This window comes from Streptomyces huiliensis, assembly GCF_020037025.1.
GTDB classification, from domain to species: domain Bacteria; phylum Actinomycetota; class Actinomycetes; order Streptomycetales; family Streptomycetaceae; genus Streptomyces; species Streptomyces huiliensis.
Genome location: NZ_JAIQLH010000089.1, coordinates 32964 through 55592, shown reverse-complemented (window position 1 = coordinate 55592; position 22629 = coordinate 32964). Strand labels below are relative to the sequence as shown.

21 protein-coding genes are annotated in these 22629 nt (G+C 71.9%); 11 read left to right on the top strand and 10 right to left on the bottom strand.

What is annotated here, in order from left to right:
* The coding region (locus JNW98_RS17870) for a lysophospholipid acyltransferase family protein (RefSeq protein WP_223769245.1) at nucleotides 1–789 on the top strand (789 nt) is incomplete at its 5' end.
* 75 nt (nucleotides 790–864) lie between these two features.
* Here the strand turns inward: JNW98_RS17870 and JNW98_RS17865 are convergent.
* The 4 genes from JNW98_RS17865 to JNW98_RS17850 all read right to left on the bottom strand — a co-directional run bounded on the left by JNW98_RS17865 (nucleotide 865) and on the right by JNW98_RS17850 (nucleotide 5044).
* Complete coding sequence (locus JNW98_RS17865; protein ID WP_223769244.1) at nucleotides 865–2094, bottom strand: DUF5667 domain-containing protein; 1230 nt, start codon at nucleotides 2092–2094, stop codon at nucleotides 865–867.
* A 244-nt stretch (nucleotides 2095–2338) separates the two neighbouring features.
* Nucleotides 2339–3157, bottom strand: coding sequence for an ECF subfamily RNA polymerase sigma factor, BldN family (locus tag JNW98_RS17860; RefSeq protein WP_223769243.1), 819 nt, complete (start codon nucleotides 3155–3157; stop codon nucleotides 2339–2341).
* A 470-nt stretch (nucleotides 3158–3627) separates the two neighbouring features.
* Nucleotides 3628–4602 carry an HAD family hydrolase gene (locus JNW98_RS17855; protein ID WP_223769250.1) on the bottom strand — a complete coding sequence of 325 codons (975 nt, stop codon included), beginning with the start codon at nucleotides 4600–4602 and terminating at the stop codon, nucleotides 3628–3630.
* Nucleotides 4603–4774: 172 nt separating this feature from the next.
* Entirely contained in the window at nucleotides 4775–5044 is a 270-nt protein-coding gene (locus JNW98_RS17850) for a glutaredoxin family protein (RefSeq protein ID WP_223769242.1), read from the bottom strand.
* A gap of 392 nt (nucleotides 5045–5436) precedes the next feature.
* Between JNW98_RS17850 and JNW98_RS17845 the strand changes: the two genes are divergently transcribed.
* From JNW98_RS17845 to JNW98_RS17820, 6 genes are all read left to right on the top strand, one after another.
* Nucleotides 5437–6234 (top strand): redox-sensing transcriptional repressor Rex, encoded by a 798-nt coding sequence (locus JNW98_RS17845; RefSeq protein WP_223769241.1) that lies wholly within the window; start codon nucleotides 5437–5439, stop codon nucleotides 6232–6234.
* Nucleotides 6231–7622, top strand: a complete 1392-nt coding sequence (locus JNW98_RS17840) for a glutamyl-tRNA reductase (RefSeq protein ID WP_223769240.1) — start codon at nucleotides 6231–6233, stop codon at nucleotides 7620–7622. Before JNW98_RS17845 ends, JNW98_RS17840 begins: the two co-directional genes overlap by 4 nt.
* Nucleotides 7619–8581: a hydroxymethylbilane synthase gene (hemC, locus tag JNW98_RS17835; RefSeq protein WP_223769239.1), complete on the top strand. Its 963-nt coding sequence runs from the start codon at nucleotides 7619–7621 to the stop codon at nucleotides 8579–8581. Before JNW98_RS17840 ends, hemC begins: the two co-directional genes overlap by 4 nt.
* Nucleotides 8578–10227 (top strand): bifunctional uroporphyrinogen-III C-methyltransferase/uroporphyrinogen-III synthase, encoded by a 1650-nt coding sequence (locus tag JNW98_RS17830; RefSeq protein WP_223769238.1) that lies wholly within the window; start codon nucleotides 8578–8580, stop codon nucleotides 10225–10227. The genes hemC and JNW98_RS17830 overlap by 4 nt, the downstream gene beginning before the upstream one ends.
* Nucleotides 10224–11219 (top strand): porphobilinogen synthase, encoded by a 996-nt coding sequence (gene hemB, locus JNW98_RS17825; protein ID WP_223769237.1) that lies wholly within the window; start codon nucleotides 10224–10226, stop codon nucleotides 11217–11219. Before JNW98_RS17830 ends, hemB begins: the two co-directional genes overlap by 4 nt.
* 256 nt (nucleotides 11220–11475) lie before the next feature.
* Entirely contained in the window at nucleotides 11476–11913 is a 438-nt protein-coding gene (locus JNW98_RS17820; protein WP_223769236.1) for an ATP-binding protein, read from the top strand.
* Nucleotides 11914–11917: 4 nt separating this feature from the next.
* Here the strand turns inward: JNW98_RS17820 and argS are convergent, their stop codons facing one another.
* Nucleotides 11918–13681, bottom strand: a complete 1764-nt coding sequence (argS, locus tag JNW98_RS17815) for an arginine--tRNA ligase (RefSeq protein ID WP_223769235.1) — start codon at nucleotides 13679–13681, stop codon at nucleotides 11918–11920.
* Nucleotides 13682–13876: 195 nt separating this feature from the next.
* Between argS and lysS the strand changes: the two genes are divergently transcribed.
* A complete protein-coding gene (lysS, locus tag JNW98_RS17810; protein ID WP_223769234.1) occupies nucleotides 13877–15610 on the top strand; it encodes a lysine--tRNA ligase in 1734 nt (577 codons plus the stop codon).
* Nucleotides 15611–15679: 69 nt separating this feature from the next.
* Here lysS and JNW98_RS17805 read toward each other — a convergent pair whose 3' ends face one another.
* Nucleotides 15680–16378, bottom strand: a complete 699-nt coding sequence (locus JNW98_RS17805) for a DUF3558 domain-containing protein (RefSeq protein ID WP_223769233.1) — start codon at nucleotides 16376–16378, stop codon at nucleotides 15680–15682.
* A gap of 105 nt (nucleotides 16379–16483) precedes the next feature.
* The gene (locus JNW98_RS17800; RefSeq protein WP_223769232.1) at nucleotides 16484–17419 is read right to left on the bottom strand and encodes a hypothetical protein; all 936 of its coding nucleotides are present in this window, start codon (nucleotides 17417–17419) and stop codon (nucleotides 16484–16486) included.
* Between the two features lie 196 nt (nucleotides 17420–17615).
* Here JNW98_RS17800 and JNW98_RS17795 point away from each other — a divergent pair, with 196 nt between their 5' ends.
* The 3 genes from JNW98_RS17795 to JNW98_RS17785 all read left to right on the top strand — a co-directional run bounded on the left by JNW98_RS17795 (nucleotide 17616) and on the right by JNW98_RS17785 (nucleotide 20395).
* The gene (locus JNW98_RS17795) at nucleotides 17616–18809 is read left to right on the top strand and encodes an RtcB family protein (protein ID WP_223769231.1); all 1194 of its coding nucleotides are present in this window, start codon (nucleotides 17616–17618) and stop codon (nucleotides 18807–18809) included.
* A 114-nt stretch (nucleotides 18810–18923) separates the two neighbouring features.
* On the top strand, nucleotides 18924–19520 hold the full coding sequence (locus JNW98_RS17790) for a DUF3592 domain-containing protein (protein WP_223769230.1): 597 nt from the start codon (nucleotides 18924–18926) through the stop codon (nucleotides 19518–19520).
* Nucleotides 19521–19675: 155 nt separating this feature from the next.
* The gene (locus JNW98_RS17785; protein ID WP_223769229.1) at nucleotides 19676–20395 is read left to right on the top strand and encodes a DUF6406 domain-containing protein; all 720 of its coding nucleotides are present in this window, start codon (nucleotides 19676–19678) and stop codon (nucleotides 20393–20395) included.
* 28 nt (nucleotides 20396–20423) lie between these two features.
* Here the strand turns inward: JNW98_RS17785 and JNW98_RS17780 are convergent, their stop codons facing one another.
* The 3 genes from JNW98_RS17780 to JNW98_RS17770 form a co-directional block, all read right to left on the bottom strand.
* Complete coding sequence (locus tag JNW98_RS17780) at nucleotides 20424–20804, bottom strand: VOC family protein (RefSeq protein WP_223769228.1); 381 nt, start codon at nucleotides 20802–20804, stop codon at nucleotides 20424–20426.
* Between the two features lie 3 nt (nucleotides 20805–20807).
* Nucleotides 20808–21578 (bottom strand): SDR family oxidoreductase, encoded by a 771-nt coding sequence (locus JNW98_RS17775; protein WP_223769227.1) that lies wholly within the window; start codon nucleotides 21576–21578, stop codon nucleotides 20808–20810.
* Between the two features lie 106 nt (nucleotides 21579–21684).
* Complete coding sequence (locus JNW98_RS17770) at nucleotides 21685–22332, bottom strand: hypothetical protein (protein WP_223769226.1); 648 nt, start codon at nucleotides 22330–22332, stop codon at nucleotides 21685–21687.
* Nucleotides 22333–22629 lie beyond the last annotated feature (297 nt).

Sequence of the window (22629 nt, the reverse complement as noted above, 5' to 3'; positions counted from 1 at the left end):
ATCACCGGCGACTACGAGGTGGACGAGTTCGGCTTCGACAAGGAGCTCACCGACCAGGTCGTGCTCTCCGCCCTGCGCCCGTTCGCCGAGAAGTACTTCCGGGTGGAGGTGCGGGGCATCGAGAACATCCCGGAGAAGGGCGCCGCGCTGGTCGTCGCCAACCACTCCGGGACGCTCCCGATCGACGGGCTGATGCTCCAGGTCGCCGTGCACGACCACCACCCGGCGGCCCGGCACGTCCGGATGCTCGCCGCCGACCTGGTCTTCAAGCTGCCCGTCGTCAACGAGATCTCCCGCAAGCTCGGCCACACCCTCGCCTGCGCCGAGGACGCCCAGCGGCTCCTGGAGCGCGGCGAGGTGGTCGGGGTGATGCCGGAGGGGTTCAAGGGGATCGGGAAGCCGTTCTCGGAGCGGTACCGGCTGCAGCGCTTCGGACGGGGCGGCTTCGTCTCGACGGCGCTGCGGGCCGGGGCGCCGATCGTTCCCTGCTCGATCGTCGGGGCCGAGGAGATCTACCCCATGGTCGGCAACTCCAAGACGCTCGCGCGGCTGCTGGGGCTGCCGTACTTCCCGCTGACGCCGACGTTCCCGTGGCTCGGGCCGCTGGGCGCCGTCCCGCTGCCGACGAAGTGGACGATCCAGTTCGGCGAGCCGGTGCCCACCGAGGGGTATCCGCCTGAGGCGGCGGACGATCCGATGCTGATGTTCAACCTCACCGACCAGGTGCGGGAGACGATCCAGCACACCCTGTACAAGCTGCTGGTGCAGCGGCGGTCGGTGTTTTTCTGATCAAAGGGCGTCTTCCGATCAAAGAACGGTGGCCGGTGCTCCCGCGGGAGCACCGGCCACCGTCGCGTCCGACCGCTATCTCTGGTCCTCTCCGTGGATGCCGAGGCCCGGGAGGATCTCCGGCAGCAGCGGCGGGAGCGTGACGTCCGGCTGCTTGGACGGCTTGCCGTCCTTGCCCTGCGGCGCGGTGCCGGACGGGCCCGAGCTCTCCGCCGACGGGGCGGGACGCAGCAGACCCGTGCCGCCGAGCAGCCCCTCCTGCTCGTCCTGGGCGCTCTGGGAGGGCGCCGCCGGACGGTGGGACGCGTGCTTGCCGCCGCCGCTCGCCGACGTACGGGGCGCGGGGGCGCTGTGGCCCGGGGTGCTCCGGTGGTCGGTGTGCGGGGTGCCGGCGGCGTGCCGGCCGTGGCTGTCGTGCCGGTCCTTGTCGTGGATCAGCGACTGCAGCGGCTCGATCTCGTCGTCTATGGCCCTGAAGACCGAACTGACGTCGTCCCGCACGTCGGTGAGCGGGAGCGGCAGCCGGTCGCGCAGCTGGCTCCAGCCCTCGCGGTGCGAGGCGGTGAACGACGAGAGGCGCCGCAGCGGGCCCAGCGAGCCGTCCTGGTCGTACGCGGCGCGCAGCAGGCGGTGGCCCTCGGAGACGTCCTGGCGCATGCCCGTGAGGGTCTTGCGGATCTCGCTCAGGTCCTCGTGGTCGAGGTGGCCCGAGCGGCCCCGCTCCATCAGCCGGCGGGCCTCCTGGAGGCGGGTGGACGCCTGGTCGAGGAGGATGTCGCCGCGCTCGGAGTCGCTGTCGGCCATGCCGAGCTTGAGGTCCTCCATGCCGCGCTTGAGCCCGTAAAGGGTGTCACCCGGCAGGGCGTTGGAGCTGGCGGCGGCGACTCCGCCGAGCGCTCCGGCCGCGACGCCCACGGTGAGACCGCCGGCCGCCAGTCCCTTGGACCAGCGGGAGCGCGGCTTGAGCCGGCCGAGCGGGCCGGCCCGGTGGGCTCCCCGGCCGGAGGATCCGGACGACCCGTCCGCCCTGGCGGCCTTGCGGGGCTCCGGGACCGACGCGGCGCCCCCTGCGAAATGGGCCTCCATGGCGGCGATCAGCTGCGCCCGCTGCACGGTCCGCACCTCGGGATCGAGCTCGGGGGCGGGCAGCGCGGCGAGCCCGCCCGCCAGGCTGAGCAGCCGTCCCCGTTCGGCCTCGTCCGCCGGTGGGCCGGTCCGTACGGCCGCCTCGCCCTGGAGTTCCTGCTCCTCCAGGGCTTGGGCGAAGGCGTTCGCCCGCCGGTGCGCCGAAACGTTCGCGATCACAGGCGGCACCTCCTCTCGTCATGACGATCGACTCCCCCGGACACCTGGAGGTTGCACGCCTTGAGTGCATCCACTCGATCGAGTGAGTGTGTGCGGCATGGCGCGACAGCGGGAAGTCTGCATCCCGCACAACGAGCGGCGTGGCAGTCGGGTTACGCGCCGCCGTCGCGGACGGGCCGTCGGGCGGGACTTCGGGCGGCCGACCGGCGGTCCCGGCGGTGTCTCGCCGGGGGGCGGCGGCGGCTCAGCGGGCGTCGTCGGGGAGGAGCCGGGCGAGGGTGCGGACGGCCCGGTACTGGAGGGTCTTGATCGCGCCTTCGTTCTTCCCCATGACCCGGGCGGTCTCGGCGACCGACAGGCCCTGGAGGAAGCGCAGGGTGACGCACTCCTGCTGCTGGGGGTTGAGCTTGCGCACCGCCTCCAACAGGGCGGCGTTGGACAGGGATTCGAGGACGGAGTCCTCGGGGCTGCGCTCGACCTCGTTGGCGTCGAGCATCTCGCCGGTGGTGACCTCCAGGCGGAACCGGGAGGACTTGAAGTGGTCGGCGACGAGGTTGCGGGCGATGGTGACCAGCCAGGCGCCGAAGTCGCGGCCCTGCCAGGTGAAGGTGCCGATGCGGCGCAGGGCGCGCAGGAACGTCTCGCTGGTCAGGTCCTCGGCCGTGGCCCGGCCGCCGACGCGGTAGTAGATGTAGCGGTAGACGGTGTCCGCGTACTGGTCGTAGAGGCGGCCGAACGCCTCGGCCTCGCCGGCCTGGGCGCGTTCGACGAGGTCCAGCATGCGGGCGCTGTCGCTGTCGGCGCTGGGGCGGCGGGGGGTGGTGGCGGTGGCCGTCGCGGTGGACGCGGTGCCGCGGCGGGCGCGTCTGCCGACGGCGGCGCCGGCCTCGGCCAGGGCGTAGCAGGGGCTCCTTTGCCCGGCAGCGCCAACGGCTACCGCGGGGATGGGTGTGGCGAAGGCGGGGACGGCGTACGCGGTGGGGACGAAGCCGCGCAGACGGTCGACGACCGCTGCGCGCAGCGTAGCCAGGCCCGAGGCGTCAACCCCGACGTGTGGGTACACGGGACTCCCAGAGGCAGAGCTTCCATCACGTGCAGTACCGATGCGTTCACTCGACGTAGGGACAAGCGAGGTACCGGTTTGCGTCTGAGGAGAATAACCCTTCGTACAGGCAGCACTACACCGAGTTGCTCAAATCATCGTTTCCGTTCGCACTCCCACCCATTGCTGCACGTTCAAATATCGAACTGCCAGCGGAAGTTGACCGTATTTGCTGCGGGTGTGGCCGATTGGGCAGCGTGTTGTGGCAATCCGGACACGGCAGGACTGTCGGGGGCTGTGTGGGGGTATGACAACCGGATTGCCTGTGGGGGAACGCCGGTTACGCAGCGTGGCCAATGTGGCGTCTGCGGCTCGCCTGGGTGATCGCCCGATCCGGTGACGGCGGGGGGGCGGGCCGGGGCGCGGGCCGGGGGACGGCTTTCCGTCGGGGCGCGGCTGAAGGCGGTGGCGGAGGCGGAGGCGGAGGCGCGTCAGCGCCGGCGGCGGTGCAGGGCGACGGCCGCCGCGGTGCCGCCCGCCAGGGCGCCCAGGCCGACGGCGGCCGGGATGCCGATCCGGGCCGCCTTGCGGCCGGTGCGGTAGTCGCGCAGCCGCCAGCCGTGCTCCCGGGCGTGGCGCCGCAGCCGCGCGTCGGGGTTGACCGCGCAGGGGTGGCCGACCAGCGACAGCATCGGGATGTCGTTGGCGGAGTCGCTGTACGCGGCGCACCGGGAGAGCTCCAGGCCCTCGGCGGCGACCAGGGCGCGGACGGCCTCGGCCTTGGCCGGACCGTGCAGCATCTCGCCGACGAGCTTGCCGGTGTAGACGCCGCCGACGGACTCGGCGACGGTGCCCAGGGCGCCGGTCAGGCCGAGCCGGCGGGCGATGATCGTCGCGGTCTCGATCGGGGCCGCGGTCACCAGCCAGACCTTCTGGCCCGCGTCCAGGTGGGCCTGGGCGAGGGCACGGGTGCCGGGCCAGATGCGCTCGGCCATGTACTCGTCGTAGATCTCCTCGCCGACGGACATCAGCTCGGAGACGCGGTGGCCCTTGACGATCGACAGGGCGCTGTCGCGCGCGTCCTGGATGTGTGCGGGGTCCTCGTTGCCGGCCAGCCGGAACCAGGCCTGTTGCCAGGCGAAGCGGGCGAGTTCGCGCTTGCGGAAGAAGTGCCGCTTGTAGAGGCCGCGGCCGAAGTGGAAGAGGGCGGCGCCCTGCATCACGGTGTTGTCGAGGTCGAAGAAGGCCGCCGCCTTGGTGTCGCCGGCGACGGGGAACTCGGGCTCCGCGGCCCGTGCGGCCTTCTTGCCGCCCGTGGCGGCGGGGGCCTCCTCGACGGCCGGGGCGGCCTCCCGGGCCTCCTGCTCCTGGACCGTCTTGCGGGCGGCCTCGGCCGCCGCCTCGCCCGCCCGGACGCTGCGCGCGGTGGCGTAGCGGCGCGGCGAGAGCCACGTGAGCCAGGACAGCCAGCGGAATTCGAGGCGCCCCGCGAAGGGGCTCCTGCCGGGACGGCGGTCGGGCGACGGGTGGGCCATGCCGCGAGCATAGCCAGTTTGTTCGGAGTGATCAGGGCGGTGACGGGGCTCTGACATGAACGATACGTGTCGGTAACCCCGCGTCGCCGCGTGCCGGGGCGGATCAGCCGCCGAGGGCCTTGCGGAGCCGGGCCGGGTCCACGCGCCAGAAGTCGTGCTGCTCGCCGTCGATCAGGACGACCGGGATCTGCTCCCAGTACCTGCGGTGCAGCTCCTCGTCCTGGGTGATGTCCTTCTTCTCCCAGCGGGTGCCGAGGCCGCCGCAGACCTCGGCGATGACGGTCTCGGCGGCGTCGCAGAGGTGGCAGCCGGGCTTGCCGACCAGGGTGACGACGTGATCCGCGGGGTTCTTGCGGCGGCGCAGCAGACTCATGCGGCCATTGTGCCGGGGCCGGACGGGGTGCGGAGAGGGCCGGACGGGCCCTGGTGATCAGGGAGGCGCCGCCGTTCCGGGAGGGGCGGATAGGTGCCTGAGTCGACTACCATCATGGGCGATTTGTTGGTGTCCGGGGGTATAGCGGTGAGGAGTGAGCGCCCGTGTCCCCGTCGACCGACCCCTGGTGCGGGCGTGACGTGCGTGGTTGTAGGCGTGAGTCGGTCAATGGTTCCCCGAACGGCTCGAAAGACCGCGTGACGCCTGTCACTTTGCACGGACAAAGCGGACACCATCTTTGTGCACGCGTTCACAAAGACATAGCCTGCATACGACGGGGCGGTCCTGGGACAGGACGCCGCCCGCAGCCCCGCTCTACCCGCAGGAGCACCGTGGCAACTGGCCGAACTCACCGACCGGCGACCCGAAGCCGAGGGATTCCCGAGGCCACCGTCGCCCGGCTTCCGCTGTACCTGCGCGCGCTGACCGCGCTCTCCGAGCGCTCGGTCCCCACGGTCTCCTCGGAGGAGCTCGCGACGGCGGCGGGGGTCAACTCCGCCAAGCTGCGCAAGGACTTCAGCTACCTCGGCTCGTACGGCACCCGCGGCGTGGGCTACGACGTGGAGTACCTCGTCTACCAGATCTCCCGCGAGCTCGGCCTGACCCAGGACTGGCCGGTCGTCATCGTCGGCATCGGAAACCTCGGCGCGGCCCTCGCCAACTACGGCGGCTTCGCCTCCCGCGGCTTCCGCGTCGCGGCCCTGATCGACGCCGACCCCGCGATGGCGGGCAAGCCGGTGGCCGGGCTGCCCGTGCGGCACACCGACGAACTCGAGTCGATCATCAGCGACAACGGCGTCTCCATCGGCGTCATCGCCACCCCGGCCGGCGCCGCCCAGCAGGTCTGCGACCGCCTGGTGGCCGCCGGGGTCACCTCGATCCTCAACTTCGCGCCGACCGTGCTCGCGGTGCCGGACGGCGTCGACGTGCGCAAGGTCGACCTGTCGATCGAGCTGCAGATCCTCGCCTTCCACGAGCAGCGCAAGGCCGGGGAGGACGTCAACCAGCCCGGCCAGGGCGCGCGGACCACGGCTTCGCGAACGGGAAGCACCCGTCCGGCCGGCGCCGCCGCGGCCCGCGACGGCAGGAAGGGTCCGGACGGGGACGTCCCCGCCGTGATGCCGGCATGAGCCTGCTCGTCGTGGGTCTCAGTCACCGCAGTTCGCCGGTGAGCGTGCTGGAGCGGGCCTCCCTGACCCCCGAGGCCCGGGCCGCGCTGGTGCACGACACCCTCGCGGCCGAGCCGGCCACCGAGGCGGCCGTGCTCGCCACCTGCAACCGCATCGAGCTCTACGCCGACGTGGACAAGTTCCACGCCGGTGTCGCCGAGCTGTCCACGCTGCTCGCCCACCACGCGGGCGTCCCGCTGGACGAGCTCACCCCGCACCTCTACGTCCACTACGAGGACCGGGCCGTCCACCACCTCTTCTCGGTGGCCTGCGGCCTGGACTCGATGGTCGTCGGCGAGGGCCAGATCCTCGGCCAGATCAAGGACGCCCTCGCCCTCGGCCAGGAGCTGCACAGCGCCGGCCGGCTGCTCAACGACCTGTTCCAGCAGGCCCTGCGGGTCGGCAAGCGAGCCCACAGCGAGACGGGCATCGACCGGGCCGGGCAGTCGCTGGTCACCTTCGGCCTGGAGCAGCTCCACGACGGCCCGTCCGTCGAGGAGTGGGCCGCGGGCAAGCGCGCCCTCGTCATCGGCGCCGGCTCGATGTCCTCCCTCGCCGCCGCCACCCTGGCCCGCGCCGGCGTCGCCCACGTGGCCGTCGCCAACCGGACCCTGGAGCGCGCCCGGCGCCTGGTGGAGATCCTCACCGAGCCCGGCGGCAGCGGCGTCACCGCGAGCGCCGTCGAGATGACCGCCCTGCCCGACGAGCTCGCGCTCGCCGACGTCGTGGTCTCCTGCACCGGCGCCACCGGCCTCGTCCTCACCGCCGACGCGGTCACCGCCGCGCTCGCCGGCCGCCCGGGCTGCGCGGTCGACGCGGACTGCACCCGCGGCGCCCGTCTCGCTCTGCTCGACCTGGCCATGCCGCGCGACATCGACGCCGCCGCGCACGGCGTCGACGGCGTCCGGTTCGTCGACATCGAGGCGCTCGCCGAGGCCTCGGCCGACGCGCCGATGGCCGCCGACGTCGACCGGGTGCGGACCATCGTCTCCGACGAGGTCGCCGCCTTCGGCGCCGCCCAGCGCGCCGCCCACATCACCCCGACCGTGGTCGCCCTGCGCACCATGGCCGCGGACGTGGTCGCCGGCGAGATCGCCCGGCTCGACGGGCGGCTGCCCGGGCTGGACGACAAGCAGCGCGCCGAGATCACCCAGACCGTCCGCCGCGTCGTCGACAAGCTCCTGCACGCACCGACCGTGCGCGTCAAGGAACTCGCCTCGACCCCCGGCGGCGCCGGCTACGCCGACGCCCTGCGGGAGCTCTTCGACCTCGACCCGCAGGCGGTCGCCGCCGTCAGCCGGGCCGACGCGCGGCACGACAGCAAGAACAACGCACGGGAGTCGGCATGAACGGCACAACCCCGCTGCGCCTGGGCACCCGGCGCAGCAAGCTGGCCATGGCCCAGTCGGGCCAGGTCGCCGAGGCGGTGACCCGACTGACCGGCCGCCCGGTCGAGCTGGTCGAGATCACCACCTACGGCGACGTCTCGCGCGAGCACCTGGCGCAGATCGGCGGCACCGGGGTGTTCGTCTCCGCGCTGCGCGACGCGCTGCTCGCGGGCGAGGTCGACTTCGCCGTGCACTCGCTCAAGGACCTGCCGACCGCGCAGCCCGACGACCTCGTCCTCGCCGCCGTCCCGCGCCGCGAGGACCCGCGCGACGTGCTGATCGCCCGCGACGGCCTGACCTTCGAGGAACTCCCGGCCGGCGCCCGCATCGGCACCGGCTCGCCGCGCCGCATGGCCCAGCTCAACGCCTGGGCCCGGGCGCTCGGCAAGGAGATCGAGACCGTGCCGGTCCGCGGCAACGTGGACACCCGGCTCGGCTTCGTCACCGGCGGGGAGCTCGACGCCGTCGTGCTGGCCGCCGCCGGGCTGACCCGCCTCGGCCGGATCGACGTGGCGACCGAGTTCCTGTCGCCCGACACCGTTTTGCCCGCCCCCGGCCAGGGGGCCCTGGCGATCGAGTGCGCCGCGGCCGCCGCGCCGCTCGCCGCCGTGCTCGCCGAGCTCGACGACCCGCACACCCGGGCCGCCGTGACCGCCGAGCGTTCCCTGCTCGCCGCCCTGGAGGCCGGCTGCTCCGCACCCGTGGGTGCGCTGGCCGACCTTCTGGGAGACGAGCAGGACGTAACCGAAATGCGCCTGCGCGGCGTCGTCGGCACCACCGACGGCTCGACGCTGGTGCAGCTGTCCACCACCGGTCCCGTTCCCGCGTCGCACCCCGACGCCCTGGCCCTCGGACGCGAACTCGCGGCCGACATGCTGGACAAGGGTGCGGCCGGTCTTATGGGGGAGCGAGCACATTGAACCCCACCGCCCCGAACCACCCCGCGCACGGGCACGTCACCTTCCTCGGTGCGGGCCCCGGAGACCCGGGACTGCTGACGCTCCGCGCCGTGGAGGCACTGGCGTCCGCGGACGTCCTGATCGCCGACCCACAGGTGCTGGAGGTGGTGCGCGCCCATGCGCGCGCGCATGTGGACACGCCGGCGCAGCCCGTCCCTGACGAGGCGTCAAAGGCCGCCGACATCCCTGTCCTCAGGGACACGGCCAATCTTGTCATGACGGCCGCGCGCGGCGGCAAGCGGGTCGTCCGTGCGGTCCTCGGCGACCCCGGCCTCGACGGGAACGCCGCCGACGAGATGCTCGCCTGCGCCGCCGAGGGCATCACCTTCGAGGTGGTCCCGGGCATCGCCACCGCCGTCGGCGTACCCGCCTACGCGGGCGTGCCGCTGCGCGACCCGCAGGGCGGGGACGTGCGGTTCGTCGACGCCCGGACCGCCTCCGACACCTGCTGGTCCGAGGTGGGCGCGAGCCGCGCCACGGTCGTGGTGACGACGACCCTGGACGCCGTCAACGCCGCCGCCGGCGAGCTGGTCGCGGCCGGCCGCAAGCCGGACACCCCGCTGAGCGTCACCGTCGCCGGCACCACCACCCGCCAGCGCACCTGGACGGCCACCCTGGGCACCATCGCCCAGGTGCTCAAGGCCGCGAAGGTGCTGCCGTCGCCCGACGGCGGGCAGCCGGTGATAGCCGTGGTCGGCGAGCGCAGCGCGGCCGACCACCGGGAGCCGCTGTCCTGGTTCGAGTCCAAGCCGCTGTTCGGCTGGAACGTCCTGGTGCCGCGCACCAAGGAGCAGGCCGCGTCGCTCTCCGACCAGCTCCGCTCGTACGGCGCCGTGCCGCACGAGGTGCCGACCATCGCCGTCGAACCGCCGCGCACCCCGCAGCAGATGGAGCGCGCGGTCAAGGGCCTGGTCACCGGCCGCTACGAGTGGATCGCCTTCACGTCCGTGAACGCCGTCAAGGCGGTGCGCGAGAAGTTCGAGGAGTACGGGCTCGACGCGCGCGCCTTCGCCGGCATCAAGGTCGCCGCCGTCGGCGAGCAGACCGCCAAGTCGCTGATCGAGTTCGGCGTCAAGCCCGACCTGGTGCCGAGCGGCGAGCAGTCGGCCGCCGGGCTGCTGGAGGACTGGCCGCCCTACGACCCGGTCTTCGACCCGATCGACCGCGTCTTCCTGCCGCGCGCCGACATCGCCACCGAGACCCTGGTGGCCGGCCTGATCGAGCTCGGCTGGGAGGTGGACGACGTCACCGCCTACCGGACCGTGCGCGCCTCGCCGCCGCCGGCCGAGACCCGCGAGGCGATCAAGGGCGGCGGCTTCGACGCCGTGCTCTTCACGTCCTCGTCCACCGTGCGGAACCTCGTCGGCATCGCCGGCAAGCCGCACAACGTCACCGTCATCGCCTGCATCGGCCCGGCCACCGCGAAGACCGCGGAGGAGCACGGCCTGCGGGTGGACGTGCTGTCGCCCGAGCCCTCGGTGCACAAGCTCGCCGAGGCGCTCGCGGAGTTCGGGGCCGCGCGGCGCGACGCCGCGATCGAGGCCGGTGACCCGGTCACGCGCCCGAGCGAGCGGCGGCCCGGATCGCGTAGGAGGGCACGGAGTTGAGCACCACGTACGGCACCTTCCCTGGGGCCCGGCCCCGGCGGCTCCGCACCACCCCGGCCATGCGCCGGATGGTCGCCGAGTACCGGCTGCACCCGTCCGACCTGATCCTTCCCGCCTTCGTGCGGGAGGGGGTCAGCGAGCCGGTGCCGATCTCGGCGATGCCCGGGGTCGTGCAGCACAGCCGTGACACGCTGCGGAAGGCCGCCGTCGAGGCGGTGGCCGCGGGTGTCTCCGGGATCATGCTCTTCGGTGTGCCCGAGGAGGCGAAGAAGGACGCTCTCGGGACGGCGGGTACCGACCCGGACGGGATCCTCCAGGTCGCCATCCGGGACGTGAAGGCCGAGGTCGGTGACGAGCTCGTCATCATGTCCGACCTGTGCCTGGACGAGTTCACCGATCACGGGCATTGCGGTGTCGTCGACTCCGAGGGGCGCGTCGACAACGACGCGACGCTTGAGCGGTATGCCGAGATGGCTCAGGTGCAGGCCGACGCGGGCGTGCACGTGGTGGGGCCCAGCGGGATGATGGACGGTCAGGTCGGGGTCATCCGGGATGCTCTCGACCAGACCGGGCACGAGGACGTCTCGGTGCTCGCCTATACGGCGAAGTACGCTTCCGCCTTCTACGGGCCGTTCCGGGAGGCTGTCGGGTCGTCGTTGCAGGGGGACCGGAAGACGTATCAGCAGGATCCGGCCAATCTTCGGGAGTCGATGCGGGAGCTCGCGCTCGACCTTGAGGAGGGGGCGGACATGGTGATGGTCAAGCCGGCCCTGCCCTACCTTGACGTGCTCGCCAAGGTCGCGGAGGCGGTGGACGTGCCCGTCGCGGCTTATCAGATCTCCGGTGAGTACGCGATGGTCGAGGCGGCGGCTGCCAATGGGTGGATCGATCGGGATCGGGCCATTCTGGAGACGCTCACGGGGATCAAGCGGGCCGGTGCCAACATGATCCTGACGTACTGGGCGACGGAGGTCGCCCGGAAGCTGGGCTGATGCTTTTGGGGGCCCCGGTCCCGCCCTTTCACCGTTTCTTGCGGGGGCAGGCCCCCGCACCCCCGAGCGCGCCTGCGGCGCGCGTCCTCAGACGCCGGACGGGCTGACTTCAGCCCGGCCGGCGTCTGAGGACACCGTTTCAAACCCCCCGTGTCACCCACACAGGTCATCTCTCCCCGAATCCGGACACCCCTGGCGTCCGCAAACCGAACATGACTACTCTGCGTGTCAGAACGCTCACTCTGTGGAGGCGTGCATGAGTCATGAGCCGGATCTCGCCGACGACTGGGAATACACGCTTCAGGTCCCCTCCGACCCGATGGCGCCGTGTATCGCCCGACGCACCCTCCGCACCATCTTCGAGGAGCACGGGTTCCTCGAACTGGCCGATACGGCCGAGCTGTTGACGTCGGAGCTGGTCACCAACGCGTACCGGTACTCGGACGGGCCGGCGTCCGTGCGGGTGCGGCGGGACGGGGACCGGGTGCGGGTGGCCGTGTGGGACACCAATCCGCGGATGCCGGCGCTGGACGCGGCGCCGGTGGCCGACGAGGCCGAGCAGGGGAGGGGGCTCGGCCTCGTGCGGCGGTGTGCCGACAGCTGGGGCGGGTTCGCGCTCCGGGATCAACCTCAGGGACTGGTGGGGAAGTTGATCTGGTTCGAGCTCGGGGCGCCGACGGGCGCGGCCGGCTGAGGCGTCAGAGGCGCTCGGGCGTGTGGATGCCCAGCAGCGCCATGCCCTGCCGCAGCGTGCGCGCGGTCAGGTCGACGAGGAACAGGCGGTTCTCCACGACCTCCGGCGCGTTCTCGTCGCTCAGCACCTGGCACTGGTCGTAGAACGTCGTCAGCAGCGACGCCAGCTGGTACAGGTACCCGGCCAGCTTGTGCGGCTCGTACGACGCGGCGACCTCCGCCACGACCTCGCCGAACTGGTCCAGGTGCAGGCCCAGCGCCCGCTCGGCCGGGGCCAGCGGCAGCTCCGGGTGGGCGGCCGGCGCCACCTCGCCCGCCCGGCGCAGGATCGAGCGGATCCGCGCGTAGGCGTACTGGAGGTAGACGGACGTGTCGCCGTTCAGCGACACCATCTGGTCCAGGTCGAACTTGTAGTCGCGGGAGACCGAGGTGGACAGGTCGGCGTACTTCACCGCGCCGATGCCCACGTGCCGGCCGTTCTCCACGATCTCCTGCTCCGACAGGCCCACCTTCTCGGCCTTGTCGCGCACCACGGCCGTGGCCCGGTCGATCGCCTCGTCCAGCAGGTCCACCAGCCGGACCGTCTCGCCCTCACGGGTCTTGAACGGCTTGCCGTCCTTGCCCAGCACCGTGCCGAAGCCGAGCATCACGGCCTTGGTGTCGTCGGTCAGCCAGCCCGCCCGGCGCGCGGTCTCGAAGACCATCTTGAAGTGCAGCGACTGGCGGCTGTCCACCACGTACAGCAGGGTGTCGGCCTTGAGGTTGAACACCCGGTCGCGGACCGCCGACAGGTCCGTCGCCGCGTAGCCGAAGCCGCCGTCGGACTTCTGCACGATCAGCGGGACCGGCTTGCCCTCCGGGCCCTTCACGTCGTCGAAGAAGACGCACAGCGCGCCCTCGGAGCGGACCGCCACGCCGGACTCCTCCAGGAGACGGCAGGTCTCCGCGAGCATGTCGTTGTAGCCGGACTCGCCGACGATGTCCTCGTCGCGGATCTCCACGTCCAGCTTGTCGAAGACCGAGTAGAAGTAGATCTTCGACTCGTCGACGAACCGCTGCCAGAGCGCGAGGGTCTCCTCGTCACCCGCCTGGAGGTCCACCACCCGGCGCCGGGCGCGGGCCTTGAACTCGTCGTCGGAGTCGAAGAGGGCGCGCGACGCCTTGTAGAGCCGGTTGAGGTTGGACATCGCCTCCTCGCCGGAGATCTCGCCCTTGTGGTCCAGCTCGTGCGGGTGCTCGATCAGGTACTGGATGAGCATGCCGAACTGGGTGCCCCAGTCGCCGATGTGGTGACGGCTGACGACCTTCTCGCCGACGAACTCCAGGATCCGTACGACCGAGTTGCCGATCACCGAGTTCCGCAGGTGGCCGACGTGCATCTCCTTGGCCACGTTCGGCTGCGCCCAGTCGATGACCGTGGTGCCCGGGTGCTCCTTGAAGGGCACGCCCAGGCGGTCGTCCGCGTGCCGCGCGGCCAGGGTCTTCAGGATCGCGCCGTCGGTGAGCGTGATGTTGAGGAAGCCCGGGCCCGACACCTCGACGTCCGCGATCAGCTCGTCCGCCGGCAGGTTCTCCACGACCTTGCCGGCCAGCTCGCGCGGGTTCCCCTTGAGCTTCTTCGCCAGCGCCAGCATCCCGTTGGCCTGGAAGTCCGCGCGGTCGCTCCGTCGCAGCAGCGGGTCGGCGGCGCCGGCCTCCGGCAGGGCCGCCGAGAGCGCGTCCGCGATGCGCCGGTCGAGCGTGGAAGCGAGGGAGGGAACCAAAGCCATGGGAAGCGGGCCCATTCCTTGTAGGGGGCGTGCGTGCTGAGGGCGGCGTATCGGAGCAGAACGGCGCCGTCGCACCGAGTATCCCATGCCGATATCACAGGCCCCGCGCGCTTTTTCCCGGCTCACCGGGCAACCGGCGGACCCCCGCCGCCGTCTGGGACAATGGTCATGCCAGACCGTAAGGAAGGAAGTGCCGTGGCTCAGGCTCAGAGCACCGAGGCCGACTGGGTCTCCCGTTTCGCCGACGAGGTCATCGCCGAGAGTGAGCGCCGCGCGCCCGGCAAACCGATCGTCGTCGCGTCCGGCCTCAGCCCCTCCGGACCGGTCCACCTGGGCAACCTGCGCGAGGTCATGACCCCGCACCTGGTCGCCGACGAGATCCGGCGCCGCGGCCACCAGGTCCGCCACGTGCTGTCCTGGGACGACTACGACCGCTACCGCAAGGTCCCGGCCGGCGTCGCGGGCATCGACGAGTCCTGGGCCGAGCACATCGGCAAGCCGCTGACCTCGGTCCCGGCCCCCGCCGGCTCGGCGTACCCGAACTGGGCCGAGCACTTCAAGGCCGCCATGGTCGAGGCCTTGGCCGAGCTGGGCGTCGAGTACGACCCGATCAGCCAGACCGAGCAGTACACCTCCGGTGTCTACCGCGAGCAGGTCCTGCACGCGATGAAGCACCGCGGTGACATCGACGCGATCCTCGACCAGTACCGGACGAAGGACAAGGCGACCGGCAAGCCCAAGCAGCAGCAGAAGAAGGTCGACGAGGCCGAGCTGGAGGCCGCCGAGGGCTCCGGCGCGGCCAACGAGGACGACGGCAGCGGCGGCGGCGCGGGCTACTTCCCGTACAAGCCGTACTGCGGCGCCTGCGAGCGCGACCTCACCACGGTCACCGCGTACGACGACGCGACCACCGAGCTCGCCTACACCTGCGTCTGCGGCCACTCCGAGACCGTCATGCTCAGCGAGTTCAACCGCGGCAAGCTGGTCTGGAAGGTCGACTGGCCGATGCGCTGGGCCTACGAGGGCGTGATCTTCGAGCCCTCCGGCGTCGACCACTCCTCGCCCGGCTCCTCCTTCGTCGTCGGCGGCCAGATCGTCCGCAAGGTCTTCGGCGGCGAGCAGCCGATCGGCCCGATGTACGCCTTCGTCGGCATCAGCGGCATGGCCAAGATGTCGTCGTCGAAGGGCGGCGTCCCCACCCCGGGCGACGCGCTGAAGATCATGGAGGCGCCGCTGCTGCGCTGGCTCTACGCCCGCCGCAAGCCCAACCAGTCCTTCAAGATCGCCTTCGACCAGGAGATCCAGCGGCTCTACGACGAGTGGGACAAGCTGGAGGCCAAGGTCGCCGACGGCTCCGTGCTGCCCGCCGACGCCGCCGCGTACAGCCGCGCCGCCCGCACCGCCGCCGGCGAACTGCCCCGCACCCCGCGCCCGCTGCCGTACCGCACGCTCGCCTCGGTCGTCGACATCACCGCCGGCCACGACGAGCAGACCCTGCGGATCCTCTCCGAGCTCGACCCGGAGAACCCGGTCACCTCGCTCGACGAGACCCGGCCCCGGCTGGACCGCGCCGAGCACTGGATCAACACCCAGGTCCCGGCCGACCAGCGCACCATCGTCCGCGACGAGCCCGACGCCGAGACCCTCGCCGCCCTCGACGAGCAGGGCCGCGAGTCGCTGCGGCTGCTCCTCGCCGGGCTGGACGAGCACTGGTCGCTCGACGGGCTCACCACGCTCGTCTACGGCGTGCCCAAGATCCAGGCGGGCCTGGAGCCGGACGCCAAGCCCACCCCCGAGCTGAAGGTCGCCCAGCGCTCCTTCTTCGCGCTGCTCTACCAGCTGCTCGTCGGCCGGGACACCGGCCCGCGCCTGCCCACCCTGCTCCTCGCCGTCGGCGCGGACCGGGTGCGGAAGCTGCTGGCCGTCTGACGCACGCGGAAGGGCCCGCCTCCCCCGAGGGGAGGCGGGCCCTTCGCCGTTCTCTCGCTTCTTCCCGCGCTACTTCTTGTTGGCGGCGGCCACCGCGGCCACCGCCTCCTTGGCCGCGGCCTGCGCGTCCTTCGTCAGGTCGGCCGCGTCGGGGGCCTTGGCGCCCTCGTAGCCCGCGCCGCTGTACTTCAGCGCGATCACCACGTTGGCGGTCCGGGTGACCACCGTCGCGTTCGTGAAGTCGACGCCCTTCTTGGTCTTGGTCGTCACCGTCGTCGCCCAGTCGCCGATGCCACCGGTCTTGGTGGTCTTGACGTCCTTCGGGTCGTCCTCGGTCGTGGCCTTCTTGACCTGCTGGTCCGCGTAGGTCTGGGCGCGCTTGTCCGCCGAGCCCAGGTTCGGGTCGCCGCTCAGGGCCATGATGTGCAGGTTCACCGACCGGAACTGCTGGTCGTCGGTGTCCTCGCTGTCCAGGCCGTTCCAGAAGCAACTGCCGGTCAGCAGCTCGCCCGACTTGTTCTTCGCCTTCGGCACCAGCTTCTCGACCGTCTTGGCCGACAGGGCCTTGCACAGGTCGGGGACCTTGGCGTACTTCCCGGCGCTGACCGTCGGCGTCGCGCTGGGCTTGGCCGGGGCGGAGGCCGAGGGCGTGGCGGAGCTCTTCTTCTCCCCGCCGTCCGAGTCCGAGCAGCCGGCGGCGACGAGCATCACCGGTACTGCGGCGCAGGCGAGGAGTCGGGCGAGTCGCGGAGCTGTTCGTCGGTGCATGGGTCCTTCGCTCAATCGGTGCGGGGCCGGACGGCCGGGCAGGGCTACTGGCACGGTACGCGGCCCGGCCGCGGCGGCGGCCGAAATGGTGGGGTACTCGCCGGGCTAGTTGCTGAAGTGCCCGGCCTCGATCTCACGGGCCAGGCCGTGGGCCTTGCCCTGGAGGTCCTGGCTGCCCGGGACGCGCGTCCGGTCGGTGGGCTGCTGGTGGTAGACGATCGTCACCAGGATGTTCGCGGCCCGGAAGACCACCGTCACGTCCCGGTGCACGTCGGCGCCGCCGGCCGTCAGCTTGTCGCTGACGAACGCGTCGTCGCCCACGTCGTCCAGCGCTCGCGAGCCCAGCTCCGGCTCGTCGCGGGCCGGCGGGGTGGCGGGCGCGGTCGTGGGGGCGGGGCGGGAGGACGCGTCGGTGGTCTTGGGGTCGTTCTTGGCGCCCTTGGCCTTGCCGTCCTTGCCTTCCTTGCCGTCCTTGGCGTTCTTGCCGCTCTTGTCGGGCTTCGCGGTGCCCTTGCCGGACGGCGGGGGCGTGGCGGGGGCGGACGACGCGGAGCCCGAGCCACCGGAGGACGCCGGGGGGATGTGCGCGGCGTCCGCCAGCTTGTCGTACAGCTGGCGCGCCCGCTCCTCGTCGCTGACCCCGCCCTGGTAGGACACCACGCGTTCGAAGTCGACCGACAGCCGGCGGGTGCCGTCCGGGGTCTCCTGGTTCCACCGGCAGCCGACGCGGCGGTCCGCGTCGTAGGTGACGGTGGGCTGCCCCCGGTAGAGCTTCTCGGCGTCCTGGTCGCCGTCCTCGCCGCCGCCGGGCAGCATCCGGCGGAGCGTGTCGCGGCTGACGTAGCCGCACGGCTCGGGGAGGCTGTGGTACTTGCCCGGTTCGGCCGCGGGCGCCGCGGACTCGCCCAGGCCGGGCTTGGGATCGTCGTCCCCGCCCCCGCCGCCCGCGCCGCCGCTGCATCCGGTCAGCCCCGCCGCGAACACGGCGGCGGCCAGCCCGGCCACCGGTGCAGCTACCAGCCGGTGCGCCTTTCGCTGCACTGTCCGTGGCTCCCTTCGCCCGCTCGTCCACCCGCCTCCGGCCCCTGCCGGAGGCCGAAAACCGGTTGTCGCGGCTGGGTGGCCGCTGGACACAATGTCTACCGCACGCGCCGCCGCACCGCTGGTCCGCTGTCGTGAATCCACACATTGATCCGGCTTTTGCGTTATCTACCGTTTATGGGGGAATGAGGAAAACATGCCGTACACCGAGCTGCCCGGCGCCCGGGTGCCCATCCGCATGTGGGCGGACCCGGCCACGGTCGAGGACGGCGCCATGCAGCAGCTGCGGAACGTCGCCACCCTCCCGTGGATCGAGGGCCTGGCCGTGATGCCGGACGTCCACTACGGCAAGGGCGCGACCGTCGGCTCGGTGATCGCCATGCGCGGGGCCGTCTGCCCGGCCGCCGTGGGCGTGGACATCGGCTGCGGCATGTCCGCCGTGAAGACGTCCCTGACGGCGAACGACCTCCCCGGCGACCTCTCCCACCTGCGCTCCCGCATCGAGCGGGCGATCCCGGTGGGCTTCTCGATGCACGACGAGGCGGTGGATCCGCGGCGGCTGCACGGGTTCCCGACGGCTTCGTGGGACGACTTCTGGGGGCGGTTCGACGGGATCGCGGAAGCGGTCAAATTCCGTCGGGATCGGGCGCTTAAGCAGATGGGTTCGCTCGGAGGCGGAAACCATTTTGTCGAGTTTTGTCTCGATGAGACAGGTTCGGTCTGGCTGATGCTCCACTCCGGCTCCCGCAACATCGGCAAGGAGCTGGCCGAGTACCACATCGGCGAGGCCCGGAAGCTGCCGCACAACCAGGGGCTGGTCGACCGGGACCTCGCGGTCTTCGTCGCGGACACCCCGCAGATGGCGGCCTACCGGAACGACCTCTTCTGGGCCCAGGAGTACGCGCGCCACAACCGCGAGATCATGATGGCCCTCTTCAAGGACGTCGTCCGCAAGGAGTTCAAGAAGGCCAAGGTCGCCTTCGAGCCCGTGATCTCCTGCCACCACAACTACGTGGCGGAGGAGACCTACGAGGGCATGGACCTGCTCGTCACCCGCAAGGGCGCGATCCGCGCGGGCGGCGGCGAGTACGGGATCATCCCCGGCTCGATGGGCACCGGCTCGTACATCGTGCGCGGCCTGGGCAACGCGGCCTCCTTCAACTCGGCCTCCCACGGCGCCGGCCGCCGGATGAGCCGCAACCAGGCGAAGAAGCGGTTCACGGCCAAGGACCTGGCCGAGCAGACCCGGGGCGTCGAGTGCCGCAAAGACTCCGGCGTGGTGGACGAGATCCCCGCGGCCTACAAGCCGATCGAGCAGGTCATGGACCAGCAGCGGGACCTCGTCGAGGTCGTCGCCAAGCTCAAGCAGATCATCTGCGTCAAGGGCTGAGCCCCGGCGCGGCTTCCCCTCCCGCCGCCGGGTCGGCGAGGATGCCTCGTGGATCAAGAAGTCCCAGGGGGAGGAAGCGGGCCGGTGAGCGCGACGACGAGGACATCGCCGACGGTGACGAGTACGAGCGACCTCGGGCCGCCCCGCCGCTGGCCCGTCACCCTCGGCCTCGTCGTCCTCCTGCCGGTGAACCTCGCGGCGTGCGGATGGCTGAACCAGGCCGGGTCGGGTCTGCTCCTCGCCGTTTCGGTCGTGCTCACCCTGCTGCTCCTGGCCGTGGCCGGCGCCCTGTGCGGCGCCGGGCCCGGCACCTGCCTGGCGGTCCTCGGGTTCGCCTTCGTCCTCTTCGCCGGGCCCGCGCTGGACGACTACGTCCTGGACCGGCGCGGCACCCGGCACGAGGCCGTGGTCACCGCCAACACCAGCTACCACCGGAAGCACGACACAGGGCACACCTGCACCGTCGTCCGGTCGGACGGCGGGCGGATCCGGACCTATGGGATCGACGACTCACAGGGCTGCAGAGAGAACTTCGCCCCGGGGCGGCGCGTGACGCTCGTCGTGGACCCGGAGGACTGGCTGGCGGCACGGCTGAGCAACGAGACCCACGGCCTGTCGTCCGGCATGGCCTGGACGTGCGGCGGGCTGCTCGCGGCGATGGAAGCCTTCATCCTCTACGGCAGACTGCGCCGCAAGGCGCGCTACTTCTGACCGCCCGGCTCCACGGGACCCGCCGTCGGACCCCCGCATTACGCTACGGATCATCCGACGGGCGGGGGAGAGCAGTGGAGCGGGCGGCAGGCACGGACGAGATGTCATCGTCGGTGGGACGGAAGCGATCATTCGCCGCGGGCGCTCTCTGCGCCTTGTTGCTCGTCACGGGCTGCAGTACGGCGGATTCCGCTCCCTCCCCCGACCGGACCGAAGCGGTTCCGCCTCCGCCGCCGGACAAGGGGCCCCTGTGTGCCGGGGACAAGGACGGCGGCCCGCGGCTCGCGGGCGTCCACGTCCTGCGGGGCGGTAAGGCGCGGCTGCCCGGAGGGGCGGCGGTCTGGTACACGGAGGCGCGCTCGGACGGCAGGTCGCGTCAGGCCGTCCTGGTGGAGGCGGCGACGCCCGCCGACCGCCAGGACGGGCGGCGCCGGACCGTGGCGCCCCGGGACGAGCTGACGGTCGACGGCCGGCGGTACACGGTCCGGCAGATCTGTTCCTACCGGGTGGTGCTCACGCCCCGGGACGCTCCCGTGCCGACACCGGCTCCCGTGCCCAGTGGCGAGAACGCCTGGCCGCCCCTCGCCGGCGGACGCTGGCGGCTGCGCTGGCACGTGCCGCACTCCCGGTATGCGGGCGGTAACGAGAGCGTCGTCCTCTACGACGTGTACGACGGCCCGAAGCGGGCCCACATCGGTGTCACCCCGAACAAGGTGGATGGCGGGGCGTCGTACGACGACGCCCGGATCGGGGACACCCTGGAGATCGCCGGGCGGCTCTGGCGGGTCGCGGAGATCGGGGTCGGGAAGATGGACGTCGGCGAGGGCGACCGGGAGTTCAGGGCCGGTTATGTGGACCTGCGGCCGGTGGGCTGAGCCCCGGTCACCCGGGCGCCCCCGTGCGTCACTTGTCCTGCGGGTACCAGCGGAGCTCGATCGTGTTGCCGTCCGGGTCGCGGACGTAGAGGGACTCCGCCTGGCCGCGGGCGCCGAAGTTGTTCGAGGGGCCGCTGACGACGTCGAAGGTGCCGGCGTCGATGACCTGCTGCCAGTCGAGGGGCTCGACGACCAGGCAGAAGTGGTCGACGTTGGTCTCGCCGCGGTCGCGCTGGAACAGGTCGATGATGGTGTCGGCGGAGACGCGGACGGAGGGGAAGGGGACCTTCCCGGCGCGCCACTCGTCGACGCGGACCGGCTCCAGACCGAGCGGGCCGGTGTAGAAGGCCAGGGAGCGCTCGACGTCGGTGACGTTGAGGACGAGGTGGTCGAAGCCGGTGACGCGCATGAGTCAGTTCTCCTGAGGCTCGCGGTGCACCTTGTAGTTGGACGCCTGGGCGCGGGGGCGCAGCACGAGCAGGTCGACGTTCACGTGGTGCGGCCGGGTGACCGCCCAGGCGATCGTCTCCGCCACGTCCTCGGCTGTCAACGGTTCGCTGACGCCGGTGTAGACGGCGTCCGCCTTGCCCTCGTCGCCGCGGTAGCGGTTGAGGGCGAACTCCTCGGTGCGGACCATGCCGGGGGCGATCTCGATGACGCGGACGGGCAGGCCGTTGAGTTCGAGGCGCAGAGTCTCGGCGATGACGTGGGCGCCGTGCTTGGCGGCGACGTAGCCGCCGCCGCCCTCGTAGGTGGCGAGGCCGGCGGTGGAGGAGACGATGACCACGGTGCCGGGGGAGTCGCGCCAGAGGGGGAGGAGCGCCTGGGTGGTCTGGAGGGTGCCGAGGACGTTGACCTCGTACATGGCGCGCCAGTCGGCGGGGTCGGCGTTGGCGACGGTCTCGGTGCCGATGGCGCCGCCGGCGTTGTTGACCAGGATCTCGACGGGGGCGAAGTCGTCGAGGAAGACGGAGAAGACGGTGACGGCGTTGCGGTCGGTGACGTCGAGTTCGTAGGCGACGGCCTGGTGGCCGGCGTCGTTGAGTTCGGCGGCGAGGGCGTCGATGCGGTCCTTGCGGCGGGCGGTGAGGACGACGCGGTAGCCGGCGGCGGCCAGGGCGCGGGCGGTGGCGGCGCCGATGCCGCTGCTCGCGCCGGTGATCACGGCGGTGGGGGTGGTCATGGGGCCTCCTCGGGCGGCGGTGGCGGCACGGACGGGCGTGGCTGGTGCCGAGGATATGACGGGTGTTCGCCTCGGGTACGGGGCGTGGTCCGGAGGGCCCGGGCCGTCAGGGCCAGACCAGGCAGTACGGCTGGTGGCCGGCCTCGTGGAGGCGGTGCGAGAAGTCCTGCCACTCGTGGAGCAGCCGGTAGACGGTGAAGGCGTCGCGGGGGCCGCCCCGGTCGGGGACGGTGGACCAGATGAAGGCGGCGGCGCCGACGGATTCCTCGCCGATGCCGCGCAGCGGGTCGACGACGGTCATGGGGAGCTTGACGACGGCGTAGTCGGGGTGGAGGACGACCAGTTCCAGCGGGGGCACCTTGTGCAGGGGTATGCCCTGGATGCCGGTGAGGACCATGGCGGCGACCGTCTCCGGCTTGATCCTGGTGAACATGCCGCCCATGCCGAGCTCGTCGCCGCCGAGTTCCTCGGGGCGCATGGAGATGGGCACGCGTGCCGCGGTGGCCCCGTTGGGTGCACCGAAGTACTTGTAGGTCACCCCCACTCGGCCACTCCTGATCGCGCTGTGTCCCCCGTCGACCCTGTCGTCGTCGCCGGTCCTGTCGGCCCTGCCCGCCGCGCCGGGTGCGCCGGCGCCGTCCGTCCCGCCGGCCCTGAGGTGGTCGTCCCGCCGGTGCCGGCCCCTGCGGGGCGGCCGGGCTCGCTCGGGCCCCAGGTCGTCGGTGCCCTCACCCAGTCCGCCACCGCGATGCATATCTCCACCCGATCGCTTTTTTACGCAGCACAGCCCCCGCCGCGCAACCCGATCATCGTCTCAGACACCTCCCCCGTCGAGAGCGTGCGAAACGCCCGGACACACGTGCCCACGGGGCTCTGAGACCATGGCTAGCGTGAGCTACCCCTGTCCGGCCCCAGTGTCCCAGATGCGCGGGGGCTGACACCCGGTCGGAAGCAGGAGAAACCCAGCGAACCCGAGCGAATCCCAGCAGGGCCCACAAGCCGGGGCGTGCGGCGGCCGTCGCCGTCCCTCCCTACGTCTGTCGCAGGCAGG